Consider the following 20,544-nt stretch of genomic DNA (forward strand, 5'->3'; position numbering starts at 1 on the left):
GAGAAGAGAGGTCGGGGCTTCGTCACCCGACCGCCGGCAACACCAACCGCGCCACCATCCCCCCGCCCGGCGCGTCGGCCAGTTCGAGCGTGCCGCCATGGCGTTCGGCAAAGCCCTGCACGATGCTGAGCCCCAGCCCGACCCCGCCGGTATCGCGGTTGCGCGAGGCGTCGCCGCGTTCGAACGGGCGCAGCAGGCGGGTGCGGTCGGCGGGCGCGATGCCGGGGCCGGTGTCGATCACCTCGATCACCGCGCGATCCCCGTCCCGCGCGACCGCGATCCGCCCCCCGCCGGCATAGTCGACCGCGTTGCGCACCAGATTCTCGACCGCGCGGCGCAGGCCGGCCTCGACCACGCTGACCGTTACTTCCGGCCCGGGATCGAGCGTCATCGCCGGGGCGTCGGCCACCACCTCCGCCACCAGCGGACGCAGGCCGACCGGGTGGCGGGTGGCGTCGGCGGTGCGCGCGAAGTCGAGCACGTCGGCGATCATCGCCTGCATCCGGTTGGCATCGGCCACCATCCGCGCGCGCTGCGGCTCGGGCACCGATTCCAACCTGAGCTTCAGGCTGGTCAGCGGGGTGCGCAGGTCGTGGGCGACCGCGGTCAGCATCCGCAACCGGTCCTCGCTCTCCGCCGCGAGGCGGGTGCGCAGCTGCAGGATCGCGCCCGCCGCCTCCTGCAATTCGCGGGGCCCTTGCGCCTGGGGCGGGTCGAGCCCGGCATCGATCGCGCGGGCCAGCACGCGGAACGGGCGGGTCAGCCGCCGCGCGAACAGCCAGGCGAGCGGCGCCAGCACGACCAGGCTGACCGCGAGCGCGACCAGCACCTTCCACCGCCATCCCCCCAGCAGCGGCGCGGCCGGCCGAACCGTCAGCCAGCGCCCGTCGGACAGGCGGACGCCGGCGGCGAAGGGCGGCTGCGGCAGGCGCAGCAATACCGTGCCGAGCGGCCCGTCGGGCAACCGGTCGACCACCCGCATCGGCCGTCCGCCCTTCATCTGCAACACCATGGTGCCGCCGGGAAACGGGCTGCCGCTCCCTCGGTGCGGGGTAACGACGATGACCTCACCGACCGGCCTCTTGCGTGGCGGCGCGTCGAGCCAGACGACGCGGACGTCGCCGACCGGCCGGCCGAGCGCCTGGGCGAGCACCTGTTGCTGGATCGGATTGGGCGGCCCGGCGGGCGGCGCGCCGATGCTGCGGACGAGGCCGTTTTCCGCGCCGCGCAGCGCCGCCGCCGCATCGGCCAGCGTCAGCCGCACCGCCGGCGGATCGGGCATCAGCAGCACGATGCTGGCGGTGATCGCGACGCTCAGGATCGCGATGGCGACGCTGAACCCGCCGATGGCGGTCAGCGCGCTGGGCCGTCGCCAGAAGGCGCGGATCATGCCGGGCGCACCGCCGGCACGAAGCGATAGCCCGCGCCGCGCACCGTTTCGATCAGCGGGGTCGCGTCCCCTTCCGCCAGCTTGCGCCGCAGCCGGCTGACCGCGATGTCGATCGCGCGGTCATAGCTGGCGGCATCGATCCCGCGCGCGGCGTCGAGCAGCGCGTCGCGGCTGAGCACGCGGCCCGCCCGCCGGACGAAGGCGGCGAGCAGCGCATGTTCGCCTTCGCTCAGCAGCAGCGGCCGCCCCTGCGGATCGCGTAAGCGCCGTTCGGCCGGGCTGAACCACCATCCGGCAAAGACCACCGCATCGTCGCCGGCCGCCACCGGTTCGACCGCGCGCGGCCGGCGCAGCAGCGCGCGGACGCGGGCGAGCAGCTCGCGCGGTTCGAACGGCTTGGCCAGATAATCCCATGCCCCGACCTCCAGCCCGACGATCCGGTCGGTCACCCCGTCCAGCGCGCTCAGCATCAGGATCGGCACCCCCAGCGGCGCGAGGCGGCGGCACAGCGACAGCCCGTCCTCGCCCGGCATCATCACGTCGATGACCAGCAGGTCCGCCGGCGCCTCCATCCACAACCGGTCGCATGCCGCCGCGCCGGGCGCGGTGCGCACCGCATAGCCATGCCCGCCCAGATATTCGGCCAGCGCGTCGCGGATGCTGGTGTCGTCGTCGACGACGATTATGCGGTCGGCGGGGGGAGCATCGGTCGGCATCCCCCGCCCGATAGCATGGCTTTGTAGCATCTGCGTATCGCCCGGCGACACGAACGCGCCATCGTGACGCTACAACCACGTGGTTGGATGGCGGCTCTTCGCCACGGGAGTTCGCATGTTCACCATCCTCGTCATCGTCCTCGCCCTTGCCAGTCCCGATGCGCCCTGTGCTGCGCCGGGCAGCGCCGATCGCGTCGCGGGCCAATGGACCGGCAATTTCGCCGGGGCCGACTGGACGTTCGACCTGTCGCGCGACGGCAAGGGATGGAGCGGGCGCTATCGCACCACCAAGGCGCCGACCTGGAAGCCGCTGGAGGAAGTCACGGTGACGCAGGGTTGCGCGACGTTCGGCATCGAATCGAAACCGCGCGTGACCTTTGCGCTGGCGCTGGCGCCGGAGGGGACGGCCATGGCGGGTAACGTGATCATCGCCGGCCTCGCCACCCTGCCGTTCAACGCGCGGCGGGAACCCTGATGGGAGCGGCGCTGCTGATCGCCCTGCTCGCCGGGGGCCAGGCCGCCCCCGCCCCCGCGCCTGCCACCCCGCCGCGCGACGATATCGTGGTGCGGGGCGAACGGCCGCGCGGGTCGGTGACCGGCACGATCCCGCCCGAACGCACGCTCTCCGCGCTCGACATCCGGGCCTATGGCGCGAACAATGTGCAGGAGCTGCTGCAAGCGCTGGGCGCGGCGGTGGCGAGCGGGCGCGGGCGCGGCGATGCGGGGCCGGCGGTGCTGCTCAACGGCCGCCGCGTGTCGAGCGTCAACGAGATCGCCAACCTGCCGACCGAGGCGATCGAGCGGACCGAAATCCTGCCCGAGGCGGTCGCGCTGGCCTATGGCTTTCCGGCGGACCGCAAGGTGGTGAACATCGTCACCCGCGAACGCTATGCCTCCCGGATCGGCCAGCTGACCGGCGGCATGCCGACCGGCGGCGGACAGGCGACCATCGGCGCCACCGCCAATCTCCTGCGGCTGCGGGGCGACACCCGGACGATGGTGCAGGCGGAGCTTAGCCGGGCGAGCGCGCTGACCGAGGACGAACGCGACATCGTGCAACCGGGCGATCCGGCACTGGGCAGGGCGCGCACGCTGCTGCCCGAGACCCGCCGCGCGGCACTGGGCGCGACGGTCGCCGGCACGCCGTTCGGCGAGGTAGCGGCAACGCTGGATGCGCGGGTCGAGACGATGGCGACGCGGGCGCTGGTCGGGCGCGGGGCCGATCGCGTGCTGCGCCGCGACGGCGACACGACCACCGCGCATCTCGGTACGACGCTGGGCGGACGCGCGGGCAAATGGCTGTGGACCGCGACGGGGACGCTCGACCGGACGCGGAGCGACACGGTGACCGATACCGGCATCGCCGCCGCGCCGCGCAACGATGCGCGCTTCACCAATATGCTGGCGCAGGCCGACCTGCTGGTTAACGGATCGCCCTTCGCCCTGCCCGCCGGCAATGCCGCGCTCAGCCTGCGCGGTGGGGTGGCGACGCGCAGCTTCGACAGCCGGTCGCGCTTGGGCGAGAATGTCGCCGCCACGTCGCTGGGGCGCGATGCCGCCAATGTGCAGGCCAGCATCGACCTGCCGGTCACGCGCGGCATCGGCCTCGTCTCGCTCAACGCCAATGTCGCCCTAGAGGAGCTGTCCGATGCGGGCGGGCTGCGGACGCTGGGCGGCGGCGTACAGTGGACGCCGGTCGCGGGGCTGACGCTGCTGGGATCGGCGACCGCCGAACAGTCCGCGCCGAGTGTCGAACAGCTCGGATCGCCGCTGCTGGTGCTGCCCAATGCGCGGACCTTCGACAGCGGGGCGGGCGAGACGGTCGATGCGACCCGCATCCTTGGCGGCAACCGCGCGCTGCGCCCCGACGACCGGCGCGTCACCGCGCTGGGGCTGTCGTGGCAGCCCTGGGCGAAGCGGGACCTGACGCTGACCGCCGACTATATCCGCACCCGGATCGACGATCCGATCGCGTCCTTTCCGCTGCTGACCCCGGCGGTCGAGGCGGCGTTTCCCGACCGGGTGACGCGCGACGCGGCCGGACGGTTGCAGCGGATCGACGCAACGCCGGTCAATTTCGCGCGCAGCCGGCAGCAGGAGTTGCGCTGGGGCCTGCGCTATGTCCGGCCGCTGGGGCCGCTGCCGCCCGGAATCGAGCCGGCGCGGGTGCGCAGCTTCTCCAGCGAGGCGGAGGTCCGCCGCCGCCTGCCGTCCGGCGCGCGCGTCCAGATGGTCGAGGCGGGCAGCCCGCAGGCGCGGCGGTTCGAGAATCTGACGAGCCGGCTGATCTTCAGCATCGACCATGTGTGGCGGTTGCAGGACCGCCTGACGCTCACCGATGGCGGGCCGGTGCTCGACCTGCTGGACGGCGGTGCGCTCGACCTGCGCGGCGGACGCGCGCGGCACAGCGTCGAGGCGCAGGCCGGGGCGTTCAAGCGGGGGCTGGGCGCGCGCATCACCGCGCGGTGGCAGGCGGGCACGACGCTGCGCGGGCCGGGCGGCGACCTCAATTATGGCGATCTGGCGACGGTCGACCTGAACCTGTTCGCCAACCTCGCCGAGCAGATGGGCGGGACCAAGGCACCGGGCTGGGCGAAGGGCGCGCGGCTGTCGCTCGGCATCGTCAACCTGTTCGATACCCGGCAGGCGGTGCGCGACGCGACCGGCGCGACGCCGATCGCGTTCCAGCAGGCCTATCTCAACCCGCTGGGACGCACGATCGCACTGTCGCTGCGCAAGCTATTTTGAAGACAGTATTTTCATCGTCACCCCGGACTTGATCCGGGGCCCGCTGTCTCGGCACGGTCGCAGAAGAAGCGGGATCCCGGGTCAAGCCCGGGATGACGAAGCAGTATCTCAGCCGAACAGCGTCAGGATGCCGCGCGACGGATCGACCAGCCCTTCGTAGATCATCTTGCACGCGACCCAGACGATGACGACAAGGCCGATATAGGCGACCCAGCGATAACGCTCGATCACGCGGGCCAGCACGTTGGCGGCGACGCCCATCAGCGCGACCGACAGGATCAGGCCGATGGCGAGGATGCCCGGATGGTCGCGCGCCGCACCCGCCACGGCGAGGACGTTGTCGAGGCTCATCGACACGTCGGCGATCGCGACGGCCCAGGCGGCGCTGGCGAAGCTGCGCGGGGCGGCGGCCTTCAGCGCCGTCTCCTCGGTCGTGTCGTGGCCGTCGTCCTTCAGCTCGCGCCACATCTTCCACGCGACCCACACCAGCAGCAGCCCGCCGGCAAAGACGAGGCCGGTCACCTGCAACAGCTGGGTCACGACCAGCGCGAAGGCGACGCGCAGGACCAGCGCCGCGCCGACGCCGATCAGGATCACCTTGCGCCGCATCGCCGGCGGCAGCCCGGCGGCCAGCGCACCGACGACGATAGCATTGTCGGCGGCCAGCATCACGTCGATCAGCACGACCTGCCCGAAGGCGGCCAGCGCCGAGGGGCTGCCTATATTGGCGAAATCGGCGACGATATGGTTCCAGAGCTCGTTCATGGGGGCAGCCTATAGCGGGAAAGCGTCGCGGGACCAGAGGCATGCCCGGACGCAGCGGACCGACATCCCGAACCGGCGGCGGCGGGGGATGTTCCGTATGTCGCGTCGGCAGGGAACGTGGCAGGATGCGGCATGCTCCGCCTTGTCCCGCTCGTCGCCCTGTTCCTCGTCACCGCCGCTCCCGCGCAGGAGACGCTAAGGTACGACGTCGCCGAACGTACGCGGGCGCTGGCGTTCGATCCGGGACGGTTCTTCCCCGAACGGCCGCGACCGGCCATCGCGATCCGCTATCTGGGCGATGACGTTGATATGCCGGTCTACACCATCGCCATCCGCAAAGGCTGCGTCGACACCGACCAGGACGACAGCGAAGCCAGCCTGAACTGTGGCCAGCGGCTGATCGCGCGGATGCTCCGCGCCCCCTTCCCCGGCACGCCGGACCGCCCGCGCCAGCGCGGCTATCGGCTGATCGGTACGCTGGCACAGGCGAGGCCCGACAGCGACGACGCGCTGCGACGCGGCCTCGATGGCGCCGGGCTGGAATGGGTCGAGGCCGATGTGCGGCAATGTCCGAAGGCGATGGCGCAGCTGGCGCGCCTTCCCGAGCTGCGCTTTGCCGCGGGTGTCGATTTCGACCGGCGTCTGTCGGAAATCGTGCTCCACGCAGACACGATCCGGTTCGATCTCGAAGAGTTCAACCTGCGCGTCAGCTATGATGGCTGGCTCAAGCCCGGCACCGCCGGGGCATGGGCCAGCGACTTTGCGAAGGCGCTGGAAGGGTGCTGGAAACCGGCGACCGCGCCCGTGCCGTGGCGGGTGGTGGTGAAGTAGAGCGCGCTCCTTTCCGTACCCCCGCGCAGGCGGGGGTCCAGAGCCAAACAGGATAGCGGCCGGCGAGTAACCCTGGACCCCCGCCTGCGCGGGGGTACGCAGAAGGGAGGAAAGAAGCGGGACCCCGGATCAAGCCCGGGGTGACGTTGCGTTCGGGGGTGCGTTACTTCCCCCGCGCCGCCGTCGTCCGGTCGCGGGCCGCGCGGAATTCGCTGTCGCTCGACCAGTTCGGCCAGTCGCGCCCGTCCGCCAGGCGGCGGCCGAGCGTGTAGAGGATCGTCAGGTCGCTCTGCACGCTGCCGGTATCCCAGTTGGGATCATATTCGTCGGCCGGCTGATGATATTTGTCGCGGGTATAGGCATCGGCCAGTTCCTTCGCGCGCGCCGTGCCGCCGACCACCAGGTCGCGCCCGCCGCTATAGGACAGTGCCGGCACGCCGCGCTTGGCGAAGGGGAAATGGTCGGAGCGGTAGAAGCTGCCCGCCTCCGGCTTGGGATCGGGCGAATAGCGGCGGCCCTGCGTGCCCGCCACTTCGGTCAGCATGGTCAGCAGGTCGAGCTTCGCCGACCCCGAAATGCTGAAATCGCGCGAGGCGGACGGTGCGAACGGTCCGTCCATGTTGATGACCCCGGCGGTCGTCGCCAGCGGACGCAGCGGGTTGGCGGCATAATATTCGGTGCCGAGCAGCCCCTTTTCCTCCGCCGTCACGGCCAGGAACAGGACCGAACGATCCGGCTTCGGCCCCGCGCCATAGGCACGCGCCAGTTCGAGCATCGCGGCGATGCCCGACGCGTTGTCGAGCGCGCCGTTATAGATGCGGTCGCCCTTCGCATCGGGCTGTCCGATGCCGAGATGGTCCCAATGCGCCGAATAGACCACCGTCTCTTGCGGATGCGTCGTGCCGGGCAGTACGCCCGCGACATTGTACGAGGTGATGACCTCCGGCTTCACGCTATAGCGCGCGTCGAGTGTGGCTTTCAGCGGCACGGGCCGGAAATCCGCCTTGCGCGCCGCCGCCTTGGCCGCTTCGAAATCCAGCCCCGACTGTTTGAACAGCTGCACGGCGAGATCGCGCTGGATCCAGCCCTCCATCGGCACGTGCGACGCCTTGGGGTCTTTCCGCACGATGTCGAACATCGTGTTGGTGTTCGAATTCTTGACCGTCGCCCAGCCATAGGAGGCCGGCGCGCTTTCATGGACGATCAGGATGCCCGCCGCGCCCTGCCGCGCGGCTTCCTCATACTTGTAGGTCCAGCGGCCATAATAGGTCATCGCCTTGCCGCCGAAATCGCCCTCGCCGCCTTCGAAATCGGGGTCGTTGATCAGCACGACCATGATCTTGCCCTTCAGGTCGACGCCCTTGAAGTCGTCCCAGTTCCGCTCGGGCGCCTTCACGCCGTACCCGACGAAGACGAGCGGCGCATGGGCGATGGCGACCGATGGCTGGCCGGTCAGCGCGGCGCGCACCGCGATCTCGTTGCCCTGGCTCAGCGTCCGCTTCGTGCCTGCCGACGTGATCGACAGCAGCGGCGTGCCGACGATATCGGATTTGAGCAGCGGCACGTCCTGATACCAGCTGCCCTTGTCGCCGGCGGGTTGCAGCCCGGCGGCCTTCATCTGTTCGGCGATATAGGCGATGACCTTCGCCTCGGCCGGGGTCGCCGGTCCGCGCCCCTCGAACGCATCGCTGGAGAGCGTCTGGATATCGCGCGAGATGCGCTTCGTGTCGAAGATCGGCGCGGTCTGCGCATGGGCGGCGGTGGACAGCAACAAGGCAGGCAGGATCAGACGCTTGAGCACAGGCGAACTCCGGAACGGATGGATGGGGGGAGTGTGGCGCAGCGGTGGGACCGCGGCAATGGGTGGGGTGCTACACCGCCATCTTCGTCACCCCGGGCTTGACCCGGGGTCCCGCTTCTTCTGCTACCGTGGACAAGAAAGCGGGACCCCGGATCAAGTCCGGGGTGACGGTTCAAGGCTTAGGCCGCCCGCCGCATCAGCCCCAGCAGCGCGCCAAAATTCGGCCGCCCGCCGCTCGCCAGCAGGCTCGCGCGGAAGATGCGGCCCAGCAGCACCACCTCCACCACGATGAACGCCGCGGTCAGCGCGCCGGTCGCCCAGATCTGCCACAACGGCATGCCGCTGCCGAGCCGCGCCAGCACCGCGAACGGCGTCCAGATCGGGATCCACGTCAGCAGCTCGACCAGCGGCCCGCTCGCCCCGCGCAGCACCGCCTGCACCAGCAGCGTGACCGGGATCATGACGACCAGCAGCACCGGCGTCAGATAGCCCTGCGCATCGCGCATCGAATCCGACACCGCCCCGATCACCAGGAAGATCATCGCGACGATCAGATATCCCGCGACGAAGAAATACAGGATCGTCGCGATCGCCCCGAACGACGATACTGGTTCGAGCGCCGGGCGGATCATCTCGGCAATCGCGCCGTGCGTGGCGAAGGCGGCGACGATCCCGCACACCGCCCAGGTCGCGACCATCGACAGCCCGATGCCGACCGTGCCGATCAGCTTGCCGTACATCAGCTCGTTCGGGCTAACGCAGGCCAGCACCGTCTCGATCAGCTTGTTGCTGCGTTCCTCGACCGACCCCTGCAACATCCAGCTGCCCGAGAGCACCAGCGACATCAGCAGGATATAGGCGCAGGCGAGCGGCAGGATCGATCGGATCAGCACCCGTTCGCGCCCGCTGCCGCGCGGCGGCACGACGACCGCGATATTGGGCGCGATCTGGGTCGAGGCAGCGGCGACCGGCGCGGCGACGCCATTGGCCTGCAGATAGCGGACCTTCAGCTCCTGCCCCAGCAACGCCTGCACCATTGTCACGAACGCGCTCGACGGCGCGCCATTGGCCCACAGCCTGACGTCGGGCGAGCGGCCGAAATCGGCGGGGATGTAGATCGCATAGTCGATCGGCCTGGCCTTGCTGCCCGCCGCCGGGCGCAGCAGCGGTTCGAGCGCCTCGCCGATCCGCTCGGGCGGGGCGGCGGCGACCGATGCGGGTGCGGGCACGATGCTGTACGCCGGGTCGGGCGCGTCGAAATCGGGGGCCTTGGGGTCGGTCGCCCTGATCCTGGCCAGCGCCGCCTTCGCTCCCCCCGCGGCGACGAAGCGGGCAACATCGGCATCGCTGTACCAGCGATCATGCCGCGCCCATGGCGCCGAGGGATCGGCCGCCTCCAGCCTGTTGCTTTCGACGAAGCGCGACAGTTGCGTCAGCACGCGGCGCTGTTCGTCCAGCTCGATGCGCGATGCGATCGCCTGCGCCGTCGCACCGCCGCTGCGGTCGATCAGCATCACGCGCTGCGTGTCGGACTTGTCGAGGAAACGCGACGCGATCGGCCCGATCGCAAAGGCCAGCGGTAGGATCAGCAGCGTGACCCAGAAGCTGCGCGTGGCGGCGATCTGGCGGAACTCGCGCCCCGCGACCAGCAGGATATGGTGCATCATGCGCGGGCCTCCGCCGAACCTACGATATGGAGAAAGACGTCGTGCAGCCCGGGTCGATGCTGTTCGAACCGCCGCAGCGGCACGCCCGCCATGGTGCAGTGCTGCAGCAGGTCGGCGGGATCGCGCCCCGGCGCCATCCGCACGTCCCACGCGGTCCAGCCCTCGCCCACCTCGCCCTTCGCGGTGGCGGACTCGACCCCGTCCAGCCCGGCGGGCGACTGGCGCGCCACCACGTCGAGCCTTGCGGGCAGCGTTGCGCGCGCCGCCTCCTGCGTACCCTCGAACCGCTTCGCACCCTTGGCCAGCAGCAGCAGCCGGTCGCACAGCCGTTCGGCATGCTGCATGACATGGGTCGAAAACACGACCGCCGCCCCGCCCTTCGCCGCGTTCAGGATTTCGTCCTCCAGCAGCCCCTGATTGACCGGGTCGAGGCCCGAAAACGGCTCGTCGAGGATCAGCAGCCGGGGGGCGTTGATGACCGCGGTCGCCAGCTGCACCTTCTGCGCCATGCCCTTCGACAATTTGTCGACCCCGGTCTTGAGGTTCGCGCCGAGGCCGAAGCGGTCGAGCAGCTCGCGGCCCTTGGCGCGCGCGTCACCGGCGGTCATCCCCTTCAGCCGCCCGAAATAGACCACCGTCTCCAGCGCGGTCATCGAGCGGTACAGCCCGCGTTCCTCGGGCAGGAAGCCCAGATGCCGGCTCGATTCCCGCCCCGGCGGCTTGCCCAGCACCTCGATACTGCCCGCATCGGGACGGATGATGTCGAGCACCATGCGCAGCGACGTCGTCTTGCCCGCCCCGTTCCCGCCGAGAAAGCCGAACACCTCCCCCGGCGCGACGGCGAAGCTCAGATGGTCGACCGCCGTCATCGCGCCGAACCGTTTCACCACGCCGTCGAGGCGCAGGGCATGTTGCATCGATGTCCCCCCTGTAGTGATCGCATCATTACCGTTTATCGATACGGCCACAAGGGGGAATGGGAGTCTCGTTCCTTCCCGGCACGGGGAGGAACCCCAACACCTTGCCACCGCCATATTCCTACTGATACGATGGGAATATGGCGCACCAAGTCAGACCGATCGAATGGCCCACCGTCCTCCTCGCTGCAGCGATCTACGGCGGGTGGCTCGCGCTGACCGCCGCGCACGCCACACTCCCCCTGCCCCTCCTCGCGCTGCTCGGCGGGTGGTTCGTCGCATGGCACGGGTCGTTGCAGCATGAGACGATCCACGGCCACCCGACGCGCTGGCGTTGGGTCAACAGCCTGATCGGCGGCGTGCCGCTGTCGCTGTGGCTACCCTATGGCGCCTATCGCCGGACGCATGAGGCGCATCACCGATCGCCTCATCCGACCCACCCGGCGCATGATCCCGAGTCGCGCTATGTCGCGGGCGGCGAGGTTGTCGCGGCGCTTGCCCGCATCCGTGCGACGTTAATCGGGCAGTTGCTGGTCGGGCCGGTCGCCGCGATCGCGCTGTTCCTGCTGAACGAGGCACGGCGACTGCGACGCGATCCCGCCGCGACGCTTCGCGAATGGGGGCCGCACCTGATCGGCGTCGCGCTGGTGCTGGGCTGGCTGCACCATGTCGCGCTGCCGCTTGGCACCTATGCGCTGTGCTTCGTGCTGCCCGGGCAGGCGGCCTCGTTGCTGCGCGGCTTTGCCGAACACCGCGCCGACGCCCCCGGCCCGTCGCGAGCGGCGACCGTCGTGTCGCGCGGGCCGCTGGCGCTGCTGTTCCTGAACAACAATCTCCACGCCGCGCACCATGCCGTGCCCGCCGCCCCCTGGTATCGCCTGCCCGCGATCGAGCGGGCGCGGACGCAGCGGACCGAGCCGCGCTATGCCGGCTATCGCGAAATCTGGCGCCGCTTTGCGCTGCGCCCGCACGATACCGTCCGCCACCCGGCGCTGCGGGAGGGTGCGCATGGATAGCATCGCGTGGCTCGGCATGTACGACCATGTCGCGCAGCATGCCGCCAATGACCGGCTCTGGGCCGCGATCCGCGACCGCCTGCGCGACCATGGCCTGCCGGGCGTGCCGGTGCGAGTGACGCGCGGATGGTCGACGCAGGCGGTGTGGTCGCATCCCGGGTTGTTGCTCGGCATGATCTGCACCCGCCCCTGGGCGCGGGAGCATCCGCAGCTGCGTCTCATCGGCCATCCCGCCTATGCCGGCACCGATCGACCGGGCGAGCATCGCAGCCTGATCGTCGTGCGCCGCGACGACCAGGCACAGGCGCTCCCCGACCTGCGCGGGCGGGCGGTCGCGATCAACGATTGCGGATCGAACAGCGGCATGGCGCTGCTGCGCGACCGGATCGCCCCGCTGGCCGAGGGGCAGCCCTTCTTCGGAAGGGTGGTCGAGACCGGCGCCCATGCCGACAGCGTCCGCGCGGTCGGCGAAGGCCGCGCCGATGTCGCTGCGATCGACGAAGTGACCTTCGCCGCGCTCGCCCGGTTCGATCCCGATGCGACCGGGCGGTTGCGGGTGCTGGCGAAGACCGATGCCGCCGCCACGCCCGCCTTCGTCACCGCCGCCGAACCGGCGGTCGCGACGTTGCTCGGCACGGTCTTGGCGCAGGTGATGGCCGATCCCGACCTTGCCGGGACGCGGGACGATCTGTTCCTGACGGGGATCGAGGCGCCCCGCCCCGACCTGTCGGCGCGGATTGCCGCACAAGATATGCGAGCGGCGGCGCTCGGTTATGTGCAATTTACCTAACCCACCCCGTCACCCCGGGCTTGGCCCGGGGTCCCGCTTCTTCTTCTGGCGTGGGCAAGGAAGCGTTACCTCGGATCAAGCCCGGGGTGACGGGGTGGGAGCCACCGGCAAGCACAACCGAAACACCGCCCCCCGCCCCTCGACCAGCGCGATCTCCCCGCGATGCGCCTCGAGCAGCGACCGCAGGATCGCCAGCCCCAGCCCGGTCCCGCCATCGGCGCGCCGCGTGGTGAAGAACGGTTCGAACACCCGGTCGCGGTCGCCCGGCGCGATGCCCGGCCCGTCATCGGCGATGCTCAGCACCACCACGGCGCCCTCGACCGCCGCCGCGATATCCACCCGCCCCGCCCCCGCGTGCCGGCTATTGTCGATCAGCGTAGAGAGCGCCGTCTCCACCACGCCGCGCGGCACGGCGACGCGGGGCAGCGGTTCGTCGGGCACCGTCACCGCCAGCACGCTCGCATCCGCCGCCTGCGCCAGCACGTCGGACAGGTCGGTCGCCACCCCCGCCTCGCGCGTCGCCATGTCGGCGCGCGCCAGTTCCAGCAGCCGGCTGACCAGCAGGTTCAGCCGGTCGGCATCGGCGGCGATGTTCGACAGGAAGCGCGCCCGGTCGTCCAGCCCCATGTCGCCATGGTCCTGCAACAGCTCGACCGCGCCGCGGATACCCGCCAGCGGCGTCTTGAATTCATGGCTGACCGCATGGGCGAAGTCGCGCAGGTAGCGCGAGCGATGCGCGATCGCCTCCGCCATCGCGCCGAAATCGCGGTACAGCGCCTGGATCTCGATCGCGGCGGTCGGCGGCGGTTCGGGCACGCTGCCCCCGCCGCCCGCCACCGCCCGCGTCGCATCGCGCAGCGCCTCGACCGGGCGCACGATCCCGCGCGACAACAGGCCGCTCAACGCCACCAGCGTCACGAAGATCGCGACGATCCCGAACGCGATCTTGCCGCGATCCTCGTACAGCCCGACGAACAGGCTACGCGGCGATCTAGCCAGTAGCAACACGCCGACCACCCGCCCGCCAACGATGACCGGCCGGGCATGGTGGATGCGCAGGTCCGACGCGCGGCTCAGCCATTCGAGCGGATAATGCTGGCGATAGGCGCCGTTGCGGCGGAGCGTCGTCACTGCCCGCCCCTCCCGCGCCGCCTGAACCTCGGGCAGGCCGGGATAGCCCGTCCCCGCCGGCCCGCGCGCGACGATGCGGCCCTGCGGATCGAGCAGCTGGATCGACGCCAGCGTCGTCGCCGCCGTCATCGCCAGCACCGGCGCGACCTCCCCCGCCCAGGCGAGCGAGCGGCGGTCGGCGCCCGGCATCGCCACCGGCGCCGGCCGCTCGGGCAATATCCGCGACAGCCGCAGGTCGAGGTCGGAGGCATAGCCGCCGCGCACGATCCCCGCCCCCTCGCCGCCGGGCCAGTCGCGCGCCGCCACCGCCGCCAACGCCGCACTCTGCGCCACCAGCTCGGTCTCGGTCTGGCGCAGGAGGCTGTTTTCATAAACCCGCAGGAACAGCGCCCCGACGCCGGGCAACGCCGCGACGAACACGAAGGTCGCGAGCAATATCGTGCGCAGCCGCAGCCGGGGCCAATGCCGCCGCACGAACGCCTTCGCGGCGCCGATCATGCCCCGCAATTGCCGAGGCGATAGCCGACCCCGGCGCGCGTCTCCACCACGTCATTCGCCCCGACGCCCGCGAACTTCGCCCGCAAATTGCGCACATGGCTGTCGATCGTGCGGTCGGTGATCGCGAAGCCCGGACCGTGCAGCCGGTCGATGATCGCGTCGCGGCTGAACACTTTCGACGGCATCGCCGCCAGCGTGCGCAAGATGCCGAACTCGGTCACGGTCAGCGCGACCGGCTCCTCGCCCCAGCTCGCCTGCCAGCCATCGGGGTCTAGCCGCAATTGGCCATGGCCGAGCGGCGCGGCGGCGCTCTCCACCGCCGGGGGTCGCGCGCCGACCCGGCGGAGGATCGCCATAACCCGCGCCACCACTTCGCGGGGCGAGAACGGCTTCACCACATAATCGTCGGCGCCCAGCTCGATGCCCAACACCCGGTCGATCTCGTCGTCGCGGCTTGACAGGAACAGGATGGGCACGTCGCTGCCCGCGCGCAGCCGGCGGCACACCTCGATCCCGTCCATGCGCGGCATGTTGATGTCGAGTATGATCAGGTCGGGCGCCTGGTCGGCGGCCTGTTGCAGCGCGGCCTCGCCATCACCGGCCTCGATCGATTCCAGCCCCGCCTTGGCCAGCGCGAAGGCCAGCAGCTGGCGGATATGCGGGTCGTCATCGGCGATCAGGATCGTGCGCGGCATGGGGCACTGGATCAGCGCCAGCGGGGCGCACGTCAAGATTGCACCTCATTCGGCAGCGATCCGTCGCAAAAGCGGAGGCGCGGGTCGACCGGCCGCGCAACCTCCCGGCCCAGCGCCGCGCGCGCCGCCGACAGCCGCCGCGCACCCCGCGGGGTCCAGCTGCCCCAATGCGTCTGCCGCCAGAGCAGATCGGCGAACAGGGTCTGCCGGATGAAGCGCACCCGCTCGCGCGTCGCCGCGTCCATCAGCCGTTGCTCCAGCTTTATCATGGGCAGCAGCGCACCATCGCCGACATGCCGCAGGTAGCAGAGATCGACCGCCTCGGGCCGCTGCGCATCGACATTAAACGCCGCCGCCGTCGCCCCCAGATCGACGGTCGCGCAGACGCTCAGCACCAGCCCCGCCGCGACCGCATTGGCATTGAGCAACCACCGCGCGCTCTTGGCCCTCAGGATGCGCCACGCGATCAGCACCAGCCCCAGCGCGACCAGCCCCATCCATAACAGCGCCGCGATCCGCCACGCGGTCAGCATCGATTCGTCGATATAGCGGGTGGTGCGCAGCACGCTCGACGCCACCAGCACCAGATTCTGCGCGACCCACAGCGTCACGAGCCGCCGCGCCCAGCGGTTGCCGGCGCTCTCGCTCCCCGGGCGCAGCATGGCGAGCGCCAGCACACCGGCGAGCAGCGCCGTGGCGATCAGCGGATAGGCCCCGCGATGGGCGTAATCCGCCGCGCTCACGCCCTCGGGCAGCCCCGCCCCGCTCCACAGAAACGCGATGTCGAGCGCGTTCTGCACGGCAAAGAGCAGGTTGAACAGGCCGAGCGCCAGCAGGACCGAGGGCAGCGACGTACCCGGCATCCGCGGTTCGGGATCGGGCAGCCGCGCCGCCCAGCGGATCGCCGCCGCGCGGGGACGAAAGGCGGGCCACGCCATCGCCGCGACCGCCGCCCACAGTCCCAGCTGCCATGGTTCGGGCAGGGCGACATTGTAAAAGACGTTCTCGATCAACGGGTTGGCCTGTGCGAACAGGACCAGGAACAGGGTGCCGCCGATCACCGGCAGCGCCAGCGTGGCCGCGATCCGCACCGGCGACAGCCCCCTGCCCCGCACGCCGCCCATCCGCCTGAGGTCGAACGGCAGCGCGAACGGCGTGCTCAACCCCTGCACCAGCAGCCGCATCGCCCAGCGCCACGCATCGTCGAACGCTGCCACCCGCGGGATCAGCGCGGCGACCGACAGCACCGCCCAGAACAGTACCCAGGGCAGCGGCCCCGGATCGTCGACCAGCATGCCCGCAAACACCGCCGCCCCGCCCAGCGCGACCCATGCCCTGCGGCTGCGCGCCACGTCGCGCCGCACCGCGACCAGCAGGACCAGCCACACCGCCGCCAGTCCCCCGACCCGCGCCCCTTCGAACCCGTCGGGGAACAGGCCATGGAACAGCAGCACCAGCCCGACGGTGGCGGCGATCTTCAACAGGAAACTCAGGCGCATCGTGCGGCTCCTCGGTCGACAGGAGCCCTCCGCCTAGGTCACGGGCGTCGACCGATGGTCCGCAGCCCGGGGACGTTTCGGGGAGAGGCGGTGCAGCTTCGGTGCAGATATTCTCTCTCAAAATCTCAAAGAACCCATCCACGGGGTTAGAGGGTTTCTTAGAAGGTTAGCGGGTTAAGGAGGGCGCCTGACCGCTCGAACGCGGCGTTAGTCCACGATTCGCCCGGGTGGGTTCGTTCCCGAAGGATCGACCTTCCGTTCCCGAAAGGTCGACGGTTTCGTTCCCGAAGTGTCGACCTACCGTTCCCGAAGGATCGAACCGCGTTCCCGGAGTGTCGATGCCTGCCACTGGCGGGCCAATCCGGCGCCGCGTTTGAATCAATTCCAACCGCCGCCCCCGCGAAGTCGTTCAAACCGCGCAATGCCCGTCCGATACTGGGACGGATGGCAACGTTCGCCCGGATCACAGCCGACACTTCGGGAACGCTTGTGATGCGGGATCGAGCGAAGAGGCGTACCGACCAGCAAGGGCGTCGATCATCGGCAGCAAGTTTCGGCACCACATCCAACCCGAAGCGCCGATGAAACTGCCCCGAACGCCCCCACAACCGTCACCCCGGGCTTGACCCGGGGTCCCGCTTCTTCTTCTCGGACGGGTACGGTAACCCCAAAAAGTGCCGCAACCCAGAGGCGTTCCACCCCCGTTAACCAAGCAGAGGGCCCCCTCTACTGACAGGTGAGAAGGCTGGCAGACCCGCGAGGAAACGCATCGTCCGCCGCCAGCATAAGGCCCCGCCCCGTTCCGGACCCGATCCCGCTACCGCAATCCCGACAACCGTTCGAGGCGTCCCGCGCCTCTCGCTGCGCCGAGCAACAACGGGACCCCGCCCTTCGCCGCGATGACGCTAGCGGGAAGCGCCAGCACCCTACCGCAACTCGTGCCGATGCTTCGCGTCGAACCGCCGGACATAGCCGATGAACGCCGCCTGATAATTGACCGGGGTGCGCGCCGGATCGCCGTCGATCCACGCCCGGAACTCGGCATGCAGCGTATGATAATCCCACCCCGGACATTCCGACCGCAGCGTCTCCAGCGTCTGCGAGGTGATCTCGCCCAGCTGCGCCTTGCCCGCCAGCCCCCGGATCGACGCGCGGATCATCGCGGCGGCATCGACCAGTTCCTCGATCCGCGCGGGCGAGGGGGCGGCTTCCGCGACCGGCGCAGGGGCAGGGGCAGGGGGGCGCGACGCTCGCCGTCCGCGCCGCCCCATCGGCCCGCCGCCGCATCCGGAGCATCGGCTCGCGCTTGCCCTCCTGCTCCAGCGTCAGCGCATAGCCCGGCAGTTCGTCGCGCTCGGCGATCTTGGCGATCTCGAACTTGAAGCGGCGATACTGCCCCTCCGCGCCCGATTTCTCGAACAAAGTCGGCATCGAAATCGCAAAACCGGCCTCGCCCGCGCCGCCGGCATGTTTGCGCGCCACGCGGTACAGCCAGCGCTCGCGCCCGCCGGTCAGGTCGAAATAGGCGCGGTCGATCGACAGCACGCCGCCGGTCATCATCACCCCTTCCCAGAACCAGTTCGACAGCTCGATCGTCATGCCGCGCGACCGCTCGGTCTTCTCGTCGACCAGTTGGGTCCAGCCATCCAGCCAGCTGAACGTCGCTTCGCGGCGCCCCCGGCCGGAGGCCGGTTGACCGGCGTCGGCGCGGATATTGGTCTTGATCGTCGTCGCCACCAACCGGTCGAGCGCCTGGCCCAGCAGCTCATACGCCCGCCCCGTCGTCGGCCGCCCGATCGCGCGCAGCAGGTCATAGGGCATCAAATGCAGCTTGCGCGGCACGTCGTTGACCCCCCGCCTCGCCATATCGGCCAGCACGCTCGCGCAATAGATCAGGATGTCCGCGTCCCAGATCGTCGCCATGCCGTAATCGGCATTGGCCGACACATGCACCCACAGCTTGCCGTCGGGGCTCTGATAATCGATCGGCTTGACCCGCTTCGACTTGGCAAGGCTGAAGAACGGCCGCTCCATCATCTCGCGCTGGTCGCGAAGCGGCAGGTCGGCGAGATAGGGCAGGAACAGGTCGAACTGCTCGCTGACCTTCTCGGACGCAGCGCGGGTCATGCGGCCCTCCGGAAAAGTTTCCCCGGGGAAACTCGGGGGGCAGGGGAGGGCGACACCGGAAATCGCCGCACGCACGCGCAGTCCCGCGCAACATGAGCCCACGCCGCACCATGTCCCGGCACCTGCCGGGGTACGTACGGGGGCAGGGCATGCGCGCTGCTACGCGAACCCGTTCGCGCCTGCCGGGCAAGCGCCCGGTCGATAGCGAAAAGTTTCCCCGGGGAAACTTGGGCTGAGCCGGTCGCTGCGAAGGAAAGAAACGGGTTCACGCGGAGGCGCGAAGGGCGCGGAGGGGTCGCGTTCCGGGCGGCGTCAGCGATCAACCCTCTGCCTGGATAAAGAGAGCCACGCCCACCGCAAGCGAACCGCCTCCGCGCCCTCCGCGCCTCCGCGCGATCCCAAATTCCGAACGTCGCGCCATCCGCGCCGGGCAGGGGCGGGGACAGCGCTATCCACCCGCCGCCGAATGCCGAGCGGTGCCTCGGGCCCGAAGTTTCCCCGGGGAAACTTTTCCATTCCCGTACGCCGGAAGAAAAGCATTGGTTCACGCAGAGGCGCAGAGGGCGCAGAGGGGGTGCGTTCGTGGCTGCTTCGCCGATAGCCACCCAGTCAGCGCCAAGGGGACCACGCTCGTCGCGAGCGAATATCCTTCGCGCCCTTCGCGCCTTCGCGTGAACCCGATCCAAGGCCATCCCATGCCACCCGCCGGCCGCCCCGCACGCGCGGCGAAAAGTTTCCCCGGGGAAACCTTGCCCGCTCACCGCTGCAACCCGCGCCCCTGAGCCTCCAGCTCAGCCAACAGGATACGCAGTCCCAGCGTCAGCTCGTCGACACTCGCGCCCGACCCGGCATGCAGGCGCAGCGTCACACCCTGCCGGTTGGCGCTCTGCACCGTCATCGCCGGCCGTCCGGACGGCATCCGCCATATATGGGGGGCGGTTTCGCTCGTCCCCCGCTTCGGCGCGTCGAGCAACCGCCGCAACACATCGGCGGCGGGCAGGGTCGCTGCCCCCTTCGCCCGTGCCGTCGCCTGTTCGCGCGCGATCGCCTTCGCCTCCGCCACGATCGCCGCCGCCTGCGCCTTGTCGTCGAGCGCCTGCGCCAGTGCATAGCCGCCCTTCAGCTGCACCTCGGCCGGCGATCCGAACGCGGCGACCACCGCATCGGGCAGCGCCGCCACCCGCAGCATCTTCGACAGCCAGCCCTTCGACAGCTTCAGCCGATCGGCCATGCGCGACGCGTGGTTGCCGTAATGTGTCTTCAGCGCCGCCGCATAGTTGCGCGCGCGCTCGAGGTCCGACACATCGGCCCGCGCGCGGTTCTCCAGATCGGCGAGCCGGAACGCCGCTTCGTCGTCCAGCGTCGCGACCTGCGCCACGAACTGCATGTCGGGATAGCTGTGTGCGCGCAGCCACGAAATCGACCAGTGCCGCCGCGTGCCCGCGATCACCTCATAATCATGCGCCGGATCGCCCTCGACCCGCCGCACCACCGCCGGCACCTTCTGCCCACCCTCGGCGATGATCGAATCGATCAGCTCGCGGCACCCCGCCTCGGTCAGATGCGCATAGGAGCGCGCATTGCCCGGCCAGATCCGCACCCGCGCCGGATCGAGCAGCAGCTGCGTCACCTGCCGCACCTCGCCCGACGCGACCCGCGCCAGCGCCGATTCCCGGCCCAACAGCGTCGTGCCGCGCAGCCGCTCGGACCCACGTTCGGTAGGGGCCGGGGCAGGGGAGGGGCCGTCGTCGAGCAACGCGGCCAGATAATCGGATTGCTTACGCGCCATGGGTCACCTCCGCGCGGAACATATGCAGAACTTGGCGATGTAGGAAAGGGGGTTCGCGGAGGGGGGCGAGATCGGTTGACCCTGCCACGAACCGTACCCCCGCGCAGGCGGGGGTCCAGAGCCACGGGCGCTGTCCTGTCGTTACCCTGGACCCCCGCCTGCGC

15 protein-coding genes and 1 pseudogene are annotated in these 20,544 nt (G+C 70.2%); 5 read left to right on the forward strand and 11 right to left on the reverse strand.

The genetic code is table 11. From position 1 onward, the window contains the following. Positions 1-22: 22 nt before the first annotated feature. Both PPZ50_RS18560 and PPZ50_RS18565 read right to left on the reverse strand, forming a co-directional pair. Positions 23-1,390, reverse strand: coding sequence for a sensor histidine kinase (locus tag PPZ50_RS18560; protein WP_066691336.1), 1,368 nt, complete (start codon positions 1,388-1,390; stop codon positions 23-25). Beyond that, a complete protein-coding gene (locus PPZ50_RS18565) occupies positions 1,387-2,106 on the reverse strand; it encodes a response regulator (RefSeq protein ID WP_066691329.1) in 720 nt (239 codons plus the stop codon). Before PPZ50_RS18565 ends, PPZ50_RS18560 begins: the two co-directional genes overlap by 4 nt. A 115-nt stretch (positions 2,107-2,221) precedes the next feature. Between PPZ50_RS18565 and PPZ50_RS18570 the strand changes: the two genes are divergently transcribed. Both PPZ50_RS18570 and PPZ50_RS18575 read left to right on the forward strand, forming a co-directional pair. Continuing rightward, positions 2,222-2,581 carry a hypothetical protein gene (locus PPZ50_RS18570; RefSeq protein WP_066691325.1) on the forward strand — a complete coding sequence of 120 codons (360 nt, stop codon included), beginning with the start codon at positions 2,222-2,224 and terminating at the stop codon, positions 2,579-2,581. Then, positions 2,581-4,854: a TonB-dependent receptor gene (locus PPZ50_RS18575; RefSeq protein ID WP_066691322.1), complete on the forward strand. Its 2,274-nt coding sequence runs from the start codon at positions 2,581-2,583 to the stop codon at positions 4,852-4,854. The genes PPZ50_RS18570 and PPZ50_RS18575 overlap by 1 nt, the downstream gene beginning before the upstream one ends. A gap of 108 nt (positions 4,855-4,962) precedes the next feature. On the opposite strand, the gene PPZ50_RS18580 is transcribed toward PPZ50_RS18575, so the two are convergent. Further along, complete coding sequence (locus PPZ50_RS18580; protein ID WP_066691320.1) at positions 4,963-5,619, reverse strand: TerC family protein; 657 nt, start codon at positions 5,617-5,619, stop codon at positions 4,963-4,965. Between the two features lie 132 nt (positions 5,620-5,751). Here PPZ50_RS18580 and PPZ50_RS18585 point away from each other — a divergent pair, with 132 nt between their 5' ends. Then, complete coding sequence (locus PPZ50_RS18585) at positions 5,752-6,450, forward strand: hypothetical protein (protein WP_066691311.1); 699 nt, start codon at positions 5,752-5,754, stop codon at positions 6,448-6,450. A 163-nt stretch (positions 6,451-6,613) separates the two neighbouring features. Here the strand turns inward: PPZ50_RS18585 and PPZ50_RS18590 are convergent, their stop codons facing one another. From PPZ50_RS18590 to PPZ50_RS18600, 3 genes are all read right to left on the reverse strand, one after another. Continuing rightward, the gene (locus tag PPZ50_RS18590; protein ID WP_198158570.1) at positions 6,614-8,251 is read right to left on the reverse strand and encodes a M28 family metallopeptidase; all 1,638 of its coding nucleotides are present in this window, start codon (positions 8,249-8,251) and stop codon (positions 6,614-6,616) included. A gap of 179 nt (positions 8,252-8,430) precedes the next feature. Then, positions 8,431-9,918, reverse strand: a complete 1,488-nt coding sequence (locus tag PPZ50_RS18595) for an ABC transporter permease (RefSeq protein WP_066691308.1) — start codon at positions 9,916-9,918, stop codon at positions 8,431-8,433. After that, positions 9,915-10,835 (reverse strand): ABC transporter ATP-binding protein, encoded by a 921-nt coding sequence (locus PPZ50_RS18600; protein ID WP_066691306.1) that lies wholly within the window; start codon positions 10,833-10,835, stop codon positions 9,915-9,917. Before PPZ50_RS18600 ends, PPZ50_RS18595 begins: the two co-directional genes overlap by 4 nt. Before the next feature lie 140 nt (positions 10,836-10,975). Here PPZ50_RS18600 and PPZ50_RS18605 point away from each other — a divergent pair, with 140 nt between their 5' ends. Together PPZ50_RS18605 and PPZ50_RS18610 are read left to right on the forward strand one after the other, a co-directional pair. Continuing rightward, the gene (locus PPZ50_RS18605; RefSeq protein ID WP_066691303.1) at positions 10,976-11,851 is read left to right on the forward strand and encodes a fatty acid desaturase; all 876 of its coding nucleotides are present in this window, start codon (positions 10,976-10,978) and stop codon (positions 11,849-11,851) included. Then, entirely contained in the window at positions 11,844-12,641 is a 798-nt protein-coding gene (locus PPZ50_RS18610) for a phosphate/phosphite/phosphonate ABC transporter substrate-binding protein (RefSeq protein ID WP_066691300.1), read from the forward strand. Before PPZ50_RS18605 ends, PPZ50_RS18610 begins: the two co-directional genes overlap by 8 nt. 75 nt (positions 12,642-12,716) lie before the next feature. On the opposite strand, the gene PPZ50_RS18615 is transcribed toward PPZ50_RS18610, so the two are convergent. The 5 genes and pseudogenes from PPZ50_RS18615 to PPZ50_RS18635 all read right to left on the reverse strand — a co-directional run bounded on the left by PPZ50_RS18615 (position 12,717) and on the right by PPZ50_RS18635 (position 20,380). Continuing rightward, a complete protein-coding gene (locus tag PPZ50_RS18615) occupies positions 12,717-14,270 on the reverse strand; it encodes a sensor histidine kinase (protein WP_272815972.1) in 1,554 nt (517 codons plus the stop codon). Then, positions 14,267-14,965: a response regulator transcription factor gene (locus PPZ50_RS18620; protein WP_066693473.1), complete on the reverse strand. Its 699-nt coding sequence runs from the start codon at positions 14,963-14,965 to the stop codon at positions 14,267-14,269. The genes PPZ50_RS18615 and PPZ50_RS18620 overlap by 4 nt, the downstream gene beginning before the upstream one ends. A gap of 32 nt (positions 14,966-14,997) precedes the next feature. Then, a complete protein-coding gene (locus PPZ50_RS18625) occupies positions 14,998-16,464 on the reverse strand; it encodes a DUF4153 domain-containing protein (RefSeq protein WP_066693465.1) in 1,467 nt (488 codons plus the stop codon). A 926-nt stretch (positions 16,465-17,390) separates the two neighbouring features. Then, positions 17,391-18,591 (reverse strand): annotated as a pseudogene (locus tag PPZ50_RS18630) (replication initiator protein A). Between the two features lie 757 nt (positions 18,592-19,348). Then, the gene (locus PPZ50_RS18635; RefSeq protein ID WP_066693469.1) at positions 19,349-20,380 is read right to left on the reverse strand and encodes a ParB/RepB/Spo0J family partition protein; all 1,032 of its coding nucleotides are present in this window, start codon (positions 20,378-20,380) and stop codon (positions 19,349-19,351) included. Positions 20,381-20,544 lie beyond the last annotated feature (164 nt).

This window comes from Sphingomonas hankookensis (assembly GCF_028551275.1).
Taxonomy (GTDB): Bacteria; Pseudomonadota; Alphaproteobacteria; order Sphingomonadales; family Sphingomonadaceae; genus Sphingomonas; species Sphingomonas hankookensis_A.